At 67.0% G+C, this 16530-nt stretch carries 16 protein-coding genes; 11 read left to right on the top strand and 5 right to left on the bottom strand.

What is annotated here, in order from left to right; all coding sequences use genetic code 11:
• Nucleotides 1-2 precede the first annotated feature (2 nt).
• From KB554_RS06395 to KB554_RS06365, 7 genes are all read left to right on the top strand, one after another.
• Nucleotides 3-920, top strand: a complete 918-nt coding sequence (locus tag KB554_RS06395) for an NADH-quinone oxidoreductase subunit H (protein ID WP_141427861.1) — start codon at nt 3-5, stop codon at nt 918-920.
• Nucleotides 917-1546, top strand: a complete 630-nt coding sequence (locus tag KB554_RS06390; RefSeq protein ID WP_141427862.1) for a hypothetical protein — start codon at nt 917-919, stop codon at nt 1544-1546. The genes KB554_RS06395 and KB554_RS06390 overlap by 4 nt, the downstream gene beginning before the upstream one ends.
• 4 nt (nt 1547-1550) lie before the next feature.
• Nucleotides 1551-2954, top strand: coding sequence for a proton-conducting transporter membrane subunit (locus KB554_RS06385; RefSeq protein WP_232522922.1), 1404 nt, complete (start codon nt 1551-1553; stop codon nt 2952-2954).
• Nucleotides 2951-4471 (top strand): NADH-quinone oxidoreductase subunit C, encoded by a 1521-nt coding sequence (locus tag KB554_RS06380; protein WP_211035253.1) that lies wholly within the window; start codon nt 2951-2953, stop codon nt 4469-4471. Before KB554_RS06385 ends, KB554_RS06380 begins: the two co-directional genes overlap by 4 nt.
• 85 nt (nt 4472-4556) lie before the next feature.
• The gene (locus KB554_RS06375) at nt 4557-5330 is read left to right on the top strand and encodes an NADH:ubiquinone oxidoreductase (RefSeq protein WP_211035252.1); all 774 of its coding nucleotides are present in this window, start codon (nt 4557-4559) and stop codon (nt 5328-5330) included.
• Between the two features lie 3 nt (nt 5331-5333).
• Complete coding sequence (locus KB554_RS06370; RefSeq protein WP_141427865.1) at nt 5334-5882, top strand: chromate transporter; 549 nt, start codon at nt 5334-5336, stop codon at nt 5880-5882.
• Nucleotides 5879-6448, top strand: a complete 570-nt coding sequence (locus tag KB554_RS06365) for a chromate transporter (protein WP_211035251.1) — start codon at nt 5879-5881, stop codon at nt 6446-6448. Before KB554_RS06370 ends, KB554_RS06365 begins: the two co-directional genes overlap by 4 nt.
• Before the next feature lie 8 nt (nt 6449-6456).
• Here KB554_RS06365 and KB554_RS06360 read toward each other — a convergent pair whose 3' ends face one another.
• From KB554_RS06360 to KB554_RS06340, 5 genes are all read right to left on the bottom strand, one after another.
• The gene (locus tag KB554_RS06360) at nt 6457-6744 is read right to left on the bottom strand and encodes a hypothetical protein (protein ID WP_211035250.1); all 288 of its coding nucleotides are present in this window, start codon (nt 6742-6744) and stop codon (nt 6457-6459) included.
• 63 nt (nt 6745-6807) lie between these two features.
• Complete coding sequence (locus KB554_RS06355; protein WP_141427870.1) at nt 6808-7248, bottom strand: DedA family protein; 441 nt, start codon at nt 7246-7248, stop codon at nt 6808-6810.
• Nucleotides 7249-7250: 2 nt separating this feature from the next.
• On the bottom strand, nt 7251-8162 hold the full coding sequence (locus KB554_RS06350; RefSeq protein WP_211035249.1) for a class I SAM-dependent methyltransferase: 912 nt from the start codon (nt 8160-8162) through the stop codon (nt 7251-7253).
• Between the two features lie 154 nt (nt 8163-8316).
• A complete protein-coding gene (locus KB554_RS06345) occupies nt 8317-11385 on the bottom strand; it encodes a glycoside hydrolase family 2 TIM barrel-domain containing protein (protein ID WP_211035248.1) in 3069 nt (1022 codons plus the stop codon).
• A 12-nt stretch (nt 11386-11397) separates the two neighbouring features.
• Nucleotides 11398-13257 (bottom strand): U32 family peptidase, encoded by a 1860-nt coding sequence (locus KB554_RS06340; protein ID WP_211035247.1) that lies wholly within the window; start codon nt 13255-13257, stop codon nt 11398-11400.
• A 218-nt stretch (nt 13258-13475) separates the two neighbouring features.
• Here KB554_RS06340 and serS point away from each other — a divergent pair, with 218 nt between their 5' ends.
• The 4 genes from serS (at nt 13476) to KB554_RS06320 (ending at nt 16526) form a co-directional block, all read left to right on the top strand.
• Nucleotides 13476-14747 (top strand): serine--tRNA ligase, encoded by a 1272-nt coding sequence (gene serS, locus KB554_RS06335; protein ID WP_211035246.1) that lies wholly within the window; start codon nt 13476-13478, stop codon nt 14745-14747.
• Nucleotides 14748-14802: 55 nt separating this feature from the next.
• Nucleotides 14803-14970: a 4Fe-4S binding protein gene (locus KB554_RS06330; protein ID WP_211035245.1), complete on the top strand. Its 168-nt coding sequence runs from the start codon at nt 14803-14805 to the stop codon at nt 14968-14970.
• An 85-nt stretch (nt 14971-15055) separates the two neighbouring features.
• Complete coding sequence (gene bla, locus KB554_RS06325) at nt 15056-15940, top strand: class A beta-lactamase (RefSeq protein ID WP_211035244.1); 885 nt, start codon at nt 15056-15058, stop codon at nt 15938-15940.
• Between the two features lie 4 nt (nt 15941-15944).
• Nucleotides 15945-16526 carry a sugar O-acetyltransferase gene (locus KB554_RS06320; RefSeq protein WP_211035243.1) on the top strand — a complete coding sequence of 194 codons (582 nt, stop codon included), beginning with the start codon at nt 15945-15947 and terminating at the stop codon, nt 16524-16526.
• Nucleotides 16527-16530: the final 4 nt, after the last annotated feature.

Below are 16530 nucleotides of genomic sequence, written 5' to 3'. Positions count from 1 at the left end.
GTATGGCCCTTTTCAACACGCTGCTCCTGCTGCTCGCGGCCCTTGCGATTCCGGGGCTTATCAACCGCACGCGGGCCCGCCTGGCCGGACGCCGGGGCATCCGCTTCACGCAGCACCTCCGCGACTTCCGCCTGCTGCTCCGCAAGGGAGCCGTCTATTCGACGACCGTGTCGCCGCTCTTCCGCGCCGCACCGTCCGTCTGCCTGGGCTCGGCGCTGCTGGCCGCGCTCTTCATCCCCGTGGGCGACCTGCCGCCGCTGCTCTCGTTCGACGGCGACCTGGTGGCCTTCGCCTACCTGCTGGCCCTGGGCCGCACGGCGCTCATCCTCGCGGCGATGGACACCGGCAGTTCGTTCGAAGGGATGGGAGCCAGCCGCGAAGCGCTCTACGGCGCGCTCGCCGAACCGGCGCTGATGCTCGTTTTCGGCACGCTGGCGCTCCTCTCGGGCCACACCTCCTTCGCCGCGCTCTTCACCGGCGACACCGCGGGCGACGCGCAGCAGGCCGTCGTACTGCTGCTCGCGGCCTACCTGCTGCTGAAGCTCGTCTTCACCGAGAGCGGCCGCATCCCGGTGGACGATCCCCGCACGCACCTCGAGCTGACGATGATCCACGAGGTCATGTGCCTCGACTACTGCGGCGTCGATCTGGCCTTCGTCAAGGCGGCCGGATGGCTCAAGACCGCCGCGCTGGCGGTGCTCGCCGCCGATGCGGCGGCGGCAGCCGTCGCCGCACCCCGCTGGTGGATCGCAGCACCGCTCGCCGTGCTGCTGACCGGTCTCTCGGTGGGCGTCGTCGAATCGACGCAGGCCCGCAACAAGCTCGCCCGCAACACCACCTTCATCCTCACCATCGCCGCGCTGGCCGCCCTGGTCTTCTTCACGGGCTACCTGCTGCGGTTCAACATCGCCGTCCAATGATCCTTCCGCTCGTCATACTCTACGTCGTGACGCTCGTCTATCTCCCGATCACCGAGCGTTTCCGCAACTTCGCTTCGCTCATCGGCCTGCAGGGATGGCTGCTGTTCGCCGTCGCGCTGGTGCGCCTGCACGCCATCAACCCCGCCGAACTGGCCTTCATCGCCGTCGAGACCCTCCTGTTCAAGGGCATCCTCGTCCCGTGGATGCTCTTCGCCGTCATCCGCCGCACGAAGATCAACCGCGTGCGCCGCTCCGGCTCGTCGCAGTCGGGGGCGCTGCTGCTGTCGCTCACGGCGCTCGTCGTCAGCGCCTCGATCACCTACTACATCGCCGATTCGGCCGTCGATCTGATCTTCTTCGGCGTGGCGCTCTACTCGCTGCTGAGCGGACTGATCCTCATCACGCTGCGCCAGCGCATCTTCTCGCACATGGTGGGATTCCTCGTCATCGAGAACGGCGTGTTCCTCTTCTCGACGGCCATCGGCGTCGAAATGCCGCTGGTCATCAACTTCGCCATCCTGCTCGACATCCTCATCTCGGTGCTCATGCTGGGCATCTTCTTCACGAAGATCGACGGCAAGCTGCACGCCGACGACGCCGACTCGCTCACCAACGTAAAGGACTGACGCCATGATGCTCTTCTACCTGATCGCAAGCATTCTGGCCGCCTCGGCGGCCTTCGCGGCCCGCAACGAGCGGCAGATCGCCGCCGCGGGCGCCGCATTCTACGCCGTTCAGGCCGTCTTCGTCCTCTGCATCTTCGCCGGAGGACTCTACGGCACCGACTCGCTCGGCGTCTTCTCCTTCGACGCCGCCGGCACGCTTTTCCACATCCTGCTCGTCGTGGTCTCGGCCTTCGCCTTCGCCCACTCCGAAGCCTACCTGCACGGCAGCGACCTGAGGCAGACGCGCACCTACTCGGCGCTCCTGATGCTCCTCACCACGGCCATCTCCGGAGCCTATTTCGCCTCGAACCTGGCCGTGACGTGGATCTTCCTCGAAGCCACGACGCTCTGCTCGGCAGGCATCATCTACCACCGCCGCACGGCGCAGACGCTCGAAGCGGCGTGGAAATACGTCTTCGTCTGCTCGACGGGCATCGCCATGGCCTATCTGGGCATCCTGCTGCTGGCCGCCGCCACCAAATGCGAATCGCTTTCCTACGAAGCGGTCGCCGCCGCGGCCGCGGGCGGCAACGCCCTCTACCTGAAGACCGCCTTCCTGCTGATCCTCTGCGGATACAGTTGCAAGGTCGAGCTTTTCCCGCTCTACACCGTGGGCGTCGATGCCAACTTCGCCGCGCCGTCGCCCGCCTCGGCGCTCATCTCCACGGGGCTGGTCAATGCCGGCTTCCTGGCCGTGCTGCGCGTCTATAGGATTCTCGCCGCCACGGAGGTCTTCCCGTGGGTCCGCTCCGTGCTGCTCGTCGTCGGCGTGCTGTCGCTCGCGATCGGCGCGCTCTTCCTGCGCCGCACGAACAACTACAAGCGCTTCCTCTCCTACTCCACGGTCGAGAACATGGGTATCGCGGCCATCGGACTGGGCATCGGCGGCGCGGGCGTCTGGGCCGCCGTGTTCCACGTCGTCTGCCACACGCTCATCAAGAGCAGCCTCTTCCTGCAAATGGCCGTCGTGCGGCAGGTTTACAACGGCTACCGCATCAACCGCATCGGCGACTACATCCACATCAACCGCGTGGGGGCCGTCGGCCTGCTCGCCGGCATGGTCGTCGTGATGGCCTTCCCGCCCTCGCCGCTCTTCGTCTCCGAGCTGGCGATCCTCCGCGAGGTGATCGCCGCCGGCAAATGGTGGCTCGTGGGCGTCATGCTGCTGCTGCTCTGCATCGTCATCTACTCCTTCTGCGTGCGGATGCTCCGGCTCTGCTACCAGCCCAACCAGGACGAGCTGCACCCCTCGAAAGCCGACCGCAAACTCTCGTGGTCGGCCCTCACGCTGCTGCTGGCCGCGATCGTCGTCGGCGTGTGGCAGCCCGCATTCCTCGAACGTCTGATCGCTCAAATCGTATCGCTATGAACTGGTATTCGACCGACAACCGCTCCCTGCACGTCCCGCTGAGCGAGATTCCCGAGGTCGCCTACGCCGAATTCCACGACGAGCTGGCCGCGCGCCTCGCCCGGCCGCAGTACCACGTGGCGCACTATTTCGCCCTTCCCGCGGGCGACCGGATGCGCTTCTTCTGCCTGCTGCTCGACGACGCCCGGAGCCGCGTGCTCATCGCCTCGCACGCCACGGAGTACTACGACGACGGAGCTCTGCCGTCGCTCACGGCCCTGCACCCGCAGATGCACCCCTTCGAACGCGACATCGCGGAGCGCTACGGCATCCGGTTCGACGCCATGCCGTGGCCCAAACCGCTGCGGTTCCCCGCCGACGGCTACGACCGCCGCAGCTCGATCGACAACTACCCCTTCTACACGATGGAGGGACGCTCGCTGCACGAAGTGAACGTCGGGCCGATCCACGCCGGAATCATCGAACCGGGAGCCTTCCGCTTCATCTGCAACGGCGAGCAAGTCCTCCACCTCGAAATCGCGCTGGGCTACCAGCACCGCGGCGCGGAAGCCGAGTTCGCCGCTACGGAGAACCGGCTGCGGCAGGCGTGTCTGGCCGAAACCGTCGCGGGCGACAGCGCCGTGGCCCATGCCTCGGCGTTCGCCGCCGCCGTCGAACGCCTCGCGGGATTCCGCGCTCCGGAGCGTCTGGAGACCGAGCGCGGCATCGCCCTCGAACTCGAACGGATGGCCATGCAGATCGCCGACACGGGGGCGCTCTCCATGGACGTCGGCTACCAGCTCGGGCAGGTGGCCTGCGAGGCGCTGCGCACCATGACGATCAACACCACGCAGGCGTGGTGCGGCAACCGCTTCGGCAAGGGCCTCGTCCGCCCCGGCGGCACGGACCATCCGCTCGACGCCGGGACGGCCGGCACGATCCGCCGCAACGTCCGCGAAATCGCCCGCCGCTACGACGAGGTGCGCCGCGACATCAAGTCCTCGCCCTCGCTGCTGGCCCGTTTCGAACAGTGCGGCATCGTGTCGCGCGAGGAGATGCTGCGCATCGGCGGCGTGGGACAGGCGGCCCGCGCGAGCGGCCTTGCGCGCGACGTCCGCGCCTCGCACCCGTGGGGCATCTACGCCGAAACGCTGCGCCACGAACCCATCGTCAGGACGCAGGGCGACGTGATGGCCCGCCTGATGGTCCGCTGCCGCGAGGTGCTGCAATCGGCCGCCTACATCGACCGCCTGCTCGACGCGTGGGAGCGGCAGACGCCTCCGGCCGTCCCGCAGCCCGACTACACGGCGCCGCTGGCCCCCGAGGCGCTGTCGTTCGGACTGGTCGAAGGATGGCGCGGCGAGACATGCCACGTCGCGGTGACCGACGCCGCGGGGCGCATCGCGGCCTGCCGCATCAAGGACCCGAGCCTGCACAACTGGCTGGCCCTCGCGCTGGCCGTGCGCGGCGAAGGCATCTCCGATTTCCCGATCTGCAACAAGAGTTTCAACCTCTCCTACTGCGGGCACGACCTTTGACGCGGCCCGCCCGGAGAAGAGGCCCGGCAGGGCGCACCGCCACCGCGGACCGTCCGCCGGAACGAACCGAAAAAATAGACCGAACATGCTGTTTCCCAAGATACGCGTTCTACGCAGCCACGGCCGGCAGGCCATTCCGGATCTCGACACCGTGGAGCTGACCCCCAAATTCCGGGGACGTCCCGTCCTGACGGCTCCCTGTGACGACCAGACGGCGGAAGCTGTCGGACGCGCCGCGCAGCGGTGTCCCACGGGCGCGCTCTCCGCGCAGCCCTTCGCGCTCGACCTGGGGCGCTGCCTCTTCTGCGGCGAGTGCGCCCGCATCGCGCAAAGCGCGATACGCTTCACGAACGACTACCGCATCGGATCGCCCGTGCGCGAGGGTCTCGTCGTCCGCCCGGGGCAGGAGCGCATCCCGTTCGACGCCGCACAGGTGCGGCCCGAGATCCGCCGGTTTTTCGCCGAAGCGCTCCAGTTGCGCGAAGTCTCGGCCGGCGGCGACGCCTCGGTGGAGATGGAGCTGGGAGCCACGGGCAACGTCAATTTCGACCTCGGCCGCCACGGCATCGGATTCACCGCCTCGCCGCGCCACGCCGACGGCGTGGTCGTCTCGGGACCCGTCACGCGGAACATGGCCGAGGCGCTCGAAATCTGCTACGACGCCGTCGCCGAACCGAAGGTGCTCGTCGCCTGCGGTACGGAGGCCTGCTCGGGCGGGCTGTTCGCCGCGAACCGCGCCATAGACCGCTCGTTCTTCGACCGTCACCGGGTCGATCTCTGGCTGCCCGGCGCACCGACTCACCCGATGGTCTTCATCGACGGCATCCGCACGCTGCTGGGCAGAAAAAAACGGGAATAAGTCATGGAGCGGACCACTCTTTTCGAACTCTTCCGCAGCTTTTTCAAGATCGGACTGTTCACCTTCGGGGGCGGCTACGCGATGGTTCCGCTCATCGAGGCCGAGATCATCGAACGGCGCCGCTGGCTGCCGCAGGGGGAATTCCTGGACCTGCTGACGCTGGCGCAATCCTCGCCCGGACCCATCGCCGTCAATACGTCGGTCTTCATCGGCTACAAGGTCCGCGGACTGCGGGGCGCCGTGGCGGCCTCGCTGGGGGCCGTGCTGCCGTCGTTCCTCATCATCCTGATCGTGGCGATCTTCTTCGCGGGCATCCGCCACAACCCGGTGGTGGACGCCGCCTTCAAGGGGATGCGCCCGGCCGTCGTGGCGCTGATCGTCGTGCCGGTCTTCTCGCTGGCCCGGGGCATGCACCCGGCGCTCATGGCCGTCGCGGTCCTCGCGGCGCTGGCCGTCTGGGGCCTGGGCTGGTCGCCCGTGCTGCTCATCGCCGCCGGAGCCGCGGCCGGCATCGGATGGACGCTCACAATCGGTAAACGCCTGCACAAATGATCTACCTGCAACTCTTCCTATCGTACCTCAAGATCGGGTTCTTCGGATTCGGCGGCGGCTACGCCATGCTGGCGCTGATCCAGAACGAGGTGGTCGTCCGCCACGCGTGGATGACCAACACCGAATTTACGGATATCGTGGCCGTGAGCCAGATGACCCCCGGCCCCATCGCCATCAACTCGGCGACCTACGTGGGCTACACGGTCGGGGCGCAGGCGGGCGACAACCCGTTCTTCGGCATCCTCGGCTCTGCGATCGCCACCTTCGCCGTCTGCCTGCCGTCACTGACGGTCATGCTCGTCCTGACACGCTTCTTCCTGCGCCTGAAGGGCAATGCCGTCCTGGCGGGAGCCATGTCGGGCATGAAACCCGTCGTCATCGGCATGATCGCTTCGGCGGCCCTGCTGCTCATGTTCCCCGCTTCGCACGAGGGCGAGAGCTTTATCGACGGCTGGAGCTGGGCGATCTTCGGCCTCTGCGTCGTCGCCTCGGCCCGCAAGGTCAATCCCATCCTGCTGATCCTTCTCTCGGCCGCCGCGGGCATCGTGATCTACCATCCTTTCTGAAACGCCCGCTAAAGGGCGAGCACGAGCGCGCCGCCCGTGAGCAGCAGCAGGAGGAACGCCGCGAGGAAGGCCAGGCCCAGAATGGCCAATAGCGTGCCGATACAGCCCCAGCGGCGGTCGCCGCCCGGCAGCGGATCGGTCAGCAGAGCGACGATAAGCCCCACGAGGGGCGTGAAAATCAGACTGATGAGAAAGGCCCAGCCGAAACCGATCCTGCGGCTGCTGCCGATGATGCCCACCAGCACGGAGAGCAGGCATCCGCTCAGGATGCCGAATACCACGGTAAGTATGCCCATATCGCAATCGTTTTAGTCGTTTTCAAATCCCGGCGGCAATTCCCGGCCGCCCCTCTTCGCCTGTCAGACGAACGCCCGATGCAGCAACACCCAGAAAAGAAATCGGGCGAACGAGCCGGCAAGCGCCATGAACGCCGTCGTGCGGGGCCGCACGCGGTAGATTCCCAGCGCGATCATGAAGACCACACCGATCACCGGAGCCCAGAAAAACGGCGCGAGCCACACACCGAAACGATCTACGCGCACCTTCTGCTTCTCCAGCGTCTCCGGCCGCACCCCGAACCAGCGCCCGAGCCACTCCCACCGGGCGTACCATCCGAGCCAGTAGGAGGTCATGGCTCCGAGCCAGTTGCCCACCGCCGCCACGACGAGGCACACCGCCGGGTCGGCCTTCGCGGCGAGCATTCCGATCAGTAGCACGTCCGAACTGAGCGGCAGCACCGTCCCTGCCAGAAACGTGCCGAGAAAAAGGCCCAGATAGCCCAGATCGAGCAGCCACTCCATCGCTATCGCACGAAACGGTAATAGGTTCCCAGCGGCAACTGCTTCCCGCCGCGGTCCGTGAAACACAACTCGCCCCACTGCTCCTCGCCGGGCGCGCCGAACGCCTGCCGGACGGCTGTCCGGGCCAGCGTCGAAGAGAGCCCCATCGAGTAGAGGTTGAGTACGAGAAACGCCCCCGCGGGCTCCAGCAGCCGCGCACAATGCTCCAGCATCTCGCAGATACCCTCCTCGAGCACCCATTTCTCGCCGTTCGCGCCGCGTCCGTAGGCCGGCGGGTCGAGGACGATGCCGGCATAGCGGTTGCCGCGGCGCACCTCGCGCTGCACGAATTTCAGCGCATCCTCCACGATCCAGCGCACCCCGTCCAGCCCGCTCCGCTCCATGTTCTCGCGCGCCCAGGTCACCACCTGCCGCACCGAATCCACGTGCGTCACCTCGGCCCCGGCCGCCCGGGCCGCGAGCGTCGCGCCGCCCGTATAGGCGAACAGGTTCAGCACCTTCGGCGCGCCTTCCGCCCGCTCGCCGCTCCCCGCGGACGCACCGCCGCCGGCCAGCTCCCGGCATCGGTCGTAGATGAAATCCCAGTTGGCGGCCTGCTCGGGAAAAATCCCGACGTGCTTGAACGACGTCAGCGCCAGCCGCATCCGGAGGCGCATCCCCCGGCCGGCATACTCCACCGTCCAGCGGTCGGGCATACCGGGCGCAAGGCGCCACTCGCCGCGCTCCTCGCTGCGTCCGTCGCGTCTGAACGAAGCGTCGGCCCGCCGCCACTCCGCCTCCGGCAGCGACCGCCGCCAGATGGCCTGCGGCTCCGGACGGCGCGTGACGAAGCGGCCGAAACGCTCCAGTTTCTCGAAATCGCCCGTATCGAGCAGTTCGTAATCCCCGAATGCGGGGGTCAGTTGCATCTGCATAGTTTCCGAAAATCAAAAAACACCCTCCGCCCCGCAAGGCGGAAACTTCCGCCCGCTCTCCGCCCCGGCGGGCGGAGGAGGCAGACGGAGGAAGAGAGTGCCGTACCGCGGCATGCGGCCGGACGAGGAAAACGCCCGGCCGCACCGCACCGGCCTATTTCACCACCGGCTTCAGCCGGAACCGGAACGTATAGTCCCCGTAGGGAAGCCTGTACCGCTCCTCGGGCAGGCGGCCCCACGAATCGACGCAGCCCAGTCCCGACTGGCGCAGTTCGAAGTTCACATGCGTCCGGCCGTCCGGCTGAAGCGGTCCGGAGTGCTGCTGCGGCGGAAAGTTCGAGACGTCGAGCGCGGCCGTCGAATAGGGCAGGGCCGAAGCCGAGAAGGGTGCGTCGGAGACGATCTCCAGCCCCGATCCCGACGAATCGAGCACCTGCCACCAGCGCACGTCGCACTTCGTGCCCGACTCCTGCGGCCGCACGTACTCGTCGTGGTACTGGTCGGACACCCGCTGCACATACAGTCCCAGGTCGGCCGACGAGAGGCGGTCCGCATAGTTCTCGTGCGCCCCGCGGCCGTAATAGCGGATGCGGTCGTAACGCGCCGGCATCTCCATCGTCATTCCGAACCGGAAGAGGTGCGGAGCCTCCTCCGCCCCGGCCTCCATCCGCTCCTCGACGGTCATCGCGCCCGCACCGTCGATCCGGTACACGAGCGTCAGCGAAGCGCCGGTCCCGGGCAGCGAGTAGCGCGCCGTCACGACGGCCCCGGCCTCCGCCTGCTGCGCCTCGAACGATTCGAGCTTCATCTCCGGATTCTTCCACACGCCCTGCCTGCGGTCGAGCGCGGCCCCGAGGTCGTTCTCCGTCGGTGCGCGCCAGAACTGCGGACGCAGCGAGGCGCCTTCGGCCAGCAGCTCGCGGCCGTCCGTGCAGTAGCGCGAGAGGAACCCGTCGCGCGAGAAGAAAGCCGTCCAGCGGTCGCCCTCGACGCGCGTGCCGCGCTCCCACCGGGACACCCGCACGGTCCCCTCCGAAACCGTATCCGAATCGAAATGCGCTCCGAAATCGTACTCCCGCACGACGAACTGCTGCCGCGCCACCGCGAACCCGGCGTCGAGCAGCGGTTCGGAGTTCTTGAGCCGGTAGGCCACGTTCACCAGCACCTCGCCGGCTCCGGCGGGGAAATCCGCCGCCGAAAAGCCCAGCGCGTATTCGCGGCGCTGCTGCGGCGCCACATCGAGATCGGACACACGCCCCTGCCGGACCGTGCGACCGTCGGCCACCACCTGCCACTCCAGCTCGCAGTTCTCCAGCGAGCGGAAGAAATTCTCGTTATAGACCCCGACACGGCCCTGCTCCAGCGCGACGGGCTCGGTCCACACCGACTGATACTGCCGCTGCACCTCGCGGGCATGCGGATGCCACGTGCGGTCGGGCGCGACGATGCCGTTGCAGTTGAACGAATTGTCCGTCGCGTCGTAATCGTTGAAGTCGCCGCCGTAACGGAACGACACGCGGCCGTCCGGCTCGTAGTGCGCCAGCCCCTGGTCCACGAAGTCCCAGATGAATCCGCCCTGGTAGGCGGGGTATTTGCGCACGAGGTCCCAGTAGATGTCGAACCCGCCCAGCGAGTTCCCCATGGCGTGCGCGTATTCGCACTGGATGAGCGGTTTGTCCGGATTCGACTCGCAGTACTCCCGGCAGCGCCCGTAATCCCAGTACATCGGGCAGACAATGTCCGTATAGGGCGAACCCTCCTCCGTCTTGTAGCCGATCGCCTGCTCGTACTGCACCGGACGCGACGCGTCGTACTCCTTCACCCAGCGGTAGGAGGCCTCGAAATTGGGCCCCATGCCCGCCTCGTTGCCCAGCGACCAGACGATCACCGAGGGATGGTTCTTGTCGCGCAGCACCATCCGGCTGCTGCGCTCCACGTGCGCCTTCGCATAGGCCGGGTTCTTCGCCAGTGTGCTTTCGCCGTATCCCATGCCGTGCGACTCGACGTTGGCCTCGTCCACGACATAGAGCCCGTAACGGTCGCAGAGGTCGTACCACTGCGGGTCGTTCGGGTAGTGACATGTCCGCACCGCGTTGATATTCAATTCTTTCATAATGCGTATATCCTCGATCATCCGCTCACGGCTCACGGCATATCCCTTCAGGGGATCCATCTCGTGACGGTCGGCGCCCTTGATCAGCACGGGCTGCCCGTTCACGAGCAGTTGCCCGCCGCGAATCTCCACCGAGCGGAATCCGACGCACTGCGTGACGGTCTCGGTCACCCGGCGGCCGTCCGACACGGCGATTTCGAGCGTATAGAGGTTCGGCTCCTCGGCCGACCATTTCGCGGGACCGGCCACGTCCAGCTCCGCGGAGGCTGCGCCGTCGCGGGGTTTCAGCGTTCCGGAAGCCACCTCCGCACCCGCCGCGTCGCGCAGCGTCAGCGCGAGGGATTTCACCTGCGGCGTGGTCCGCGTCTCCACGGCCAGCACGGCGTCGCGGTAGTCGGCGTCGAGCGCGGTCGTGATGCGCACGTCCTCGAGGTGCGCCCTGTCGCGCGCCACCAGCTCCACGCTGCGGGCGATGCCCGACAGCCGCCAGAAGTCCTGATCCTCCAGATACGTGCCGTCCGACCAGCGGTAGATCTGCAGCGCGACGAGGTTCTCGCCCGGCCGGAGGTACTTCGTCACGTCGAACTGCGCCGCCAGCTTGCTGTCCTCGCTGTAACCGACGAAGCGGCCGTTGATCCAGACGTAAACGTTCGACGTGGCGGAACCGATCGAAAGCGTGACCTGCTTCCCGGCCCAGCCGGCCGGCACGTCGAACGTGCGGCGGTAGGAACCCACGTGATTCTCGGCGTCGGGGACGTGCGGCGGATCGTTCCGGAAGTTGCCGCGCCATGCGTAGCCCACATTGACATAGACCGGATCGCCGTATCCGTTCAGCTCCCAGATTCCCGGCACGGGCATCGTATCCCATGCGCTGTCGTCGTAATCCGTGCGCCAGATGCCGTCGGGCCGCTCCGTCGCGTGGCGCACCCATTTGAAACGCCACACGCCGTCGAGCGACAGCCGCTCGCCCGCCTCGAACGAGGAGCGCATCGGCAGCCGGTTCACGGCATTGACCTCCGGATCGCGCCATTCGGTCCACGTCTGCGCCGCAGCGCCCCATGCAAAGCCCGTCAGGAACCACGCCGTCAGGGCCAGGATTCGTCTTTTCATGACTTTTCGGTTTTATTTCGGTTTCAGGTTCGTTCCGTCCGTATCGGAGGTGCAGTCCACGAGGCTCATCTCGCACCGCCGGCAGTCGAAATCGAGCCGGTAGCGGTGCCGGCCGCGTTCGAGCCACAACCCGCCCCGCAGGCGGGGATTTTCGCGCAGGCATTCGCCGATCTCGCGGCGGATGCAGTAGGCCGAGCGCAGCACCGTACGGCCCGCGGTCGTCGGCGCCAGGTCCAGCCCCCGCTCGATCCGCAGCACCCCGTGGTCGCGGTAAAAGGCCTCGGCCAGACGGTTGGTCACGTTCTCCTCGGCCGTGAGGCATTCCGAAGGGTAACGCGCTGCGGGATCCTCGGCGAGAATCCGGTGTTCGGGAACCCGGGCCCGCCGCATCTCCGCGAGCCGTCCGAGCGCCTCGCGGCGCAACCCGGCCACGAGCGACGCGGGGGCGAATCGTTCCGCGCCCCGCACCTCGACCCCGCGCACGGAGAAGATCGTGTCGCCGCTGCGGACGGCCTGCCGCCGCAGCGCCTCGGCATTGGCCTCCGGATCGTGCGCCGGGCCGAGCTCCACGCGCCGCGACGCCGAGGCCGCGATCCCCTCGCAGTCCGTATAGGTCAGGCGCAGCTCCCCGGCCGAGACCTCCGCGAGCGCCGTGACGGGAATCACCCGCCGCGTGCGGCTGCGCTCGACCCGGAGCGTGAAGGCCCTGTCGTAGTTGCGGAAAACCTCCGCGCCCGGAACGATTCCCTCCATGCGGCGGGGCACGATGCGTCCGCCCTCCGCCGCATTGACGTTCGTGCCGACGAGGCCTCCGGGCGTAACGAAACAGATGCCGTCCCCGGCCGCCAGCGTCCGGCCCTCCGCCGCGTCGAGCCGAAAAGCGCCCCGCTCGACCCGGACGACACGGCCGATGCGCTCGCCCACGGCCTTCGGCGTGTCGAACGACGCCACGCCGGCGCACCGTCCCGCGAAGAAGTATTCGGATTCGCCGCGCGTGAAACTCTTGGCCGTGTCGGGCGTGAAGTCCGGGACGCTCTCGCCCACGGAGGCCCGTCCGAGACGGGGCCGGGCGGCCAGCGCCTCGTCCGTCGCCCGGCGGTAGAAGGCCACCACGTTGCGAATGTAGTTCACGTCCTTGAGGCGCCCCTCGATCTTGAACGACGTGACGCCCGCATCGAGCAGTTCGCCCAGATGCGCCGACAGATTCATGTCGCGCACCGAGAGCAGGTGCTTCCCCGCGATATAGGTGTGTCCGCGGCCGTCCGTCAGGTCGTAGGTGAGCCGGCAGGGCTGGCTGCATGCGCCGCGGTTGCCGCTGCGCGCGGACATCGACCGCGACAGGAAGCAGCGGCCGCTGTACCCCACGCAGATCGCCCCGTGCACGAAGCACTCCACCTCGGCCCGCGTCGCGCGGCAGATCGCGCGGATTTCGTCGAGCGAAAGGTTCCGCTCCAGAATGACGCGCGCGAACCCCGCCTCGCCCAGGAACCGCGCCCCTTCGGGCGTGCGGTTCGACACCTGCGTCGAGGCATGCAGCTCGACCGGAAGATCCATCCGCCGCAGGGCCATGTCCTGCACGATGAGCGCATCGACCCCCGCGGCGATCAGCTCGCGCGCCTGCCGTTCGGCCTCCTCCAGCTCGTCGTCCCAGAGGAGCGTGTTGAGCGTGGCGTGCACCCGCACGCCGTAACGGTGGGCGTATCCGACCGCACGGGCGATCTCTTCCGCCGCATTGCCCGCGGCCTGCCGAGCCCCGAACTTCGCGCCGCCCATGTAAACGGCGTCGGCCCCGTAATCCACGGCGGCCACGGCCGAAAGGTAGTCCCTGGCCGGTGCGAGCAACTCGACGGTTTTCCTGCGAAGGCTTTCCATAGATGAAACAAAGGTAAAGTTTTTTCACGAAATTCGGCGCATTCCCGCCCGGAATCGCCGCCTCCGGGACGCGGAAAAGCGAAAGAACGCTCCGGACGGCCGCCGGAAAGAGCCGCGGCGCGCCGCAGGAAAAAATTCGCCGCGCGCACGCGCAACATTGCTTTGAATTTACTATTTTTGCATTCTGTAACGCGCATATTCAAAAACCGAGAGATACTATGCTTACAATCAAGCAAATCCGCGACGACATGCAGGCCGCCGCACGCCGTCTGGCGAAGAAGGGCGTGGACGCCGCGCCCGTCATCGAAAAGATCGTCGCCCTGGACGACCGCCGCAAGGCCATCCAGGTCGAGCTGGACACGACGCTCGCCGCCCAGAACAAGGCCGCCAAGGAGATCGGTGCGCTGATGGGCCAGGGCCGCCGCGACGAGGCCGAGGAGCGCAAGCGCTTCGTGGCCGACCTCAAGGAGAAATCCTCGCGCCTGCAAGCCGAATCGACCGACGTGCAGCAGGAGTTGCAGGCGGCGCTGGTGACGCTCCCGAACTTCCCCGCCGACATCGTGCCCGAAGGCCGGACGGCCGAGGACAACCTCGTGGTGAAGCTCGTGGAGAACTACACCGCCCTGCCCGAGAATCCGCTGCCCCACTGGGAGCTGGCGAAGAAATACGACATCATCGACTTCGATCTGGGCGTGAAGCTCACCGGCGCGGGATTCCCCGTTTACAAGGGCAAGGGCGCACGGTTGCAGCGCGCGCTGATAAACTACTTCCTCGACTGCAACACGCGGGCGGGGTATCTCGAGGTCGAGCCGCCGATCATGGTGAACGAAGCCTCGGGCTTCGGCACGGGCCAGCTGCCCGACAAGGAGGGCCAGATGTACCACGCCACGGTCGATAACTTCTACATGATCCCCACGGCCGAAGTTCCCGTGACGAACATCTACCGCGACGTGATCCTCGACGAGAAGGATTTTCCCGTGAAGATGACCGCCTACACGCCCTGCTTCCGCCGCGAGGCCGGTTCCTACGGCAAGGACGTGCGCGGCCTGAACCGCCTGCACCAGTTCGACAAGGTGGAGATCGTGCAACTGTCGCTGCCGGAGCGTTCGTACGAGGCGCTCGACGGCATGGTGGCCCATGTCGAGGGCATCGTCCGCTCGCTCGGCCTGCCGTACCGCATCCTGCGGCTGTGCGGCGGCGACATGTCCTTCACCTCGGCGCTCACCTACGATTTCGAGGTCTATTCCGAGGCGCAGAAGCGCTGGCTGGAGGTCTCCTCGGTCTCCAACTTCGAGTCGTTCCAGGCCAACCGCCTGAAGCTCCGCTACCGCGACGCCGAGAAGAAGATCCGTCTGGCGCACACGCTCAACGGCTCCTCGCTGGCCCTGCCGCGCATCGTGGCCGCACTGCTCGAAAACTTCCAGACGCCCGAAGGCATCCGCATTCCCGAAGCGCTGGTTCCCTACACGGGATTTGATATTATCGAATAAGTTTCATATATTTGTCGGACACAAACACACACTTTAACAATAAATCTTTACAGCAATGGCTTACAAAATCACCGACACCTGCGTCGCTTGCGGAACCTGCATCGGCGAATGCCCCGTCGAGGCCATCTCGGCCGGCGATATCTACGTGATCGACCCGGACAAGTGCATCGACTGCGGCACGTGCGCAGGCGTCTGCCCGAGCGAGGCGATCGTATCGGAGTAACGACGACGACGTAAAATCCGACAACAGCCGCTCCGGGGACCTTCCGGAGCGGCTGTTTTTACGGTCCGCCCCGAAAAACACCGCCATGATCCGCACGATCTGCCTCGCGGCCGCCCTGCTCGCGGCGGCCTGCACCCGCCCGACGGATGACCTGGAACACCGCCTCGACGAGGCGCTGAAGGGCCGCCGCGCCCGGATCGGCGTCGCCGTCCGCACACCCGACGGCCGCACGATCCGCCGCGGAGACGTTCCGCTGCCGCTGCTGAGCGTCTTCAAGGTTCCCGTGGCCCTGGCCGCCCTCGACCGTGCCGCACGCGAACGCATGCCCCTTTCGGCTCCGTTCGACGTAGGTCCCGAACGGCTCGACGGCAATACGTACAGCCCGATGCGCGACTCGCTGCCGCCCGAAGGAGGCACGGTGACGCTCGCCGGCCTGATCCGGTACAGCATTTCGTTGAGCGACAACATCGCCTGCGACCGGCTGCTCGATTTCGCCGGAGGTCCCGCAGCCGTGGAGGAGTACCTCCGCGGGGCGGGCATCGGAGGATTCCGCATCGCGGCCTCCGAACGCACGATGCACCGCGCGACGGAAAACCAGCGCCTCAACACGGCCCCGCCGTCGGCCGTCTGCGAACTCTTCGCCTGCCTGCTGCGGGGCGGACTGCTCCCCGCGGAATACGACGCACTGCTCCGCAGCGCACTGGAGGAGGCCCCGACCGGAGCGAACAAGCTCCGTGCGGGACTGCCCGGCAACGTCCGCCTCGGCCACAAGACCGGCTCCTCGGACCGCACGGCCGAAGGCGTGCGCATCGCCGACAACGACGCGGGCTACGTCCTGCTGCCCGACGGCCGGAGCTACTGTGTCGCGGTCTTCGTCACCGACTCCCGCGAGACGGACGGAACGAATGCCGCCATCGCCGCCGAGATCTCCCGTGCGGCCTACGAATGTTTCACCCGAAACGACCCGTAACGAAATGAACGAACTCGAAAAGATGCGGGCGGGACTCTGGCTACACGCCGTCTGTCCGCCCATCGGCGAGGCCCTGCGCCGGACCGAGGAACTGGTCTTCACACTCAACGCCCTGCCGCCCTCGCGGCGCGAGGAGCGCGAAGCGATTCTGAAACGGCTTTTCGGCCGGGTCGGCCGGAACTGCTGTCTGCACAGCCCGTTCCATTGCGACTTCGGGGAGAGCATCTCCATCGGCGACGACTTCGTGGGGAACTTCGGCCTCACGATCCTCGACGAAGCGCCCGTCACGATCGGCGACCGGGTGCTGATCGGCCCCAACGTGGGTATCTACACCGTGAACCACGCCCTGCTGCCCGACCAGCGGGCCGAAGGGATCATGCGCTCGCTGCCCGTCACGATCGGCAACGACGTCTGGATCGGCGGCCATACGGTCGTAACGCAGGGAGTAGCCATCGGCGACGGCACGGTGATCGGCGCAGGAAGCGTCGTGACGCGCGACATCCCCGCCGGGGTCGTCGCCGTGGGCAACCCCTGCCGCGTCGTGCGGCCCGTCACCGAGGCGGACCGCATCGCCGAAGTCTTTTAGGGCA

It is taken from the genome of Alistipes sp. Marseille-P2263 (genome assembly GCF_018101075.1).
Classification (GTDB): Bacteria; Bacteroidota; Bacteroidia; order Bacteroidales; family Rikenellaceae; genus Alistipes; species Alistipes dispar.
The sequence above is the reverse complement of the archived record's forward strand: the minus strand, read 5'-3'. Positions and strand labels throughout refer to the sequence as shown.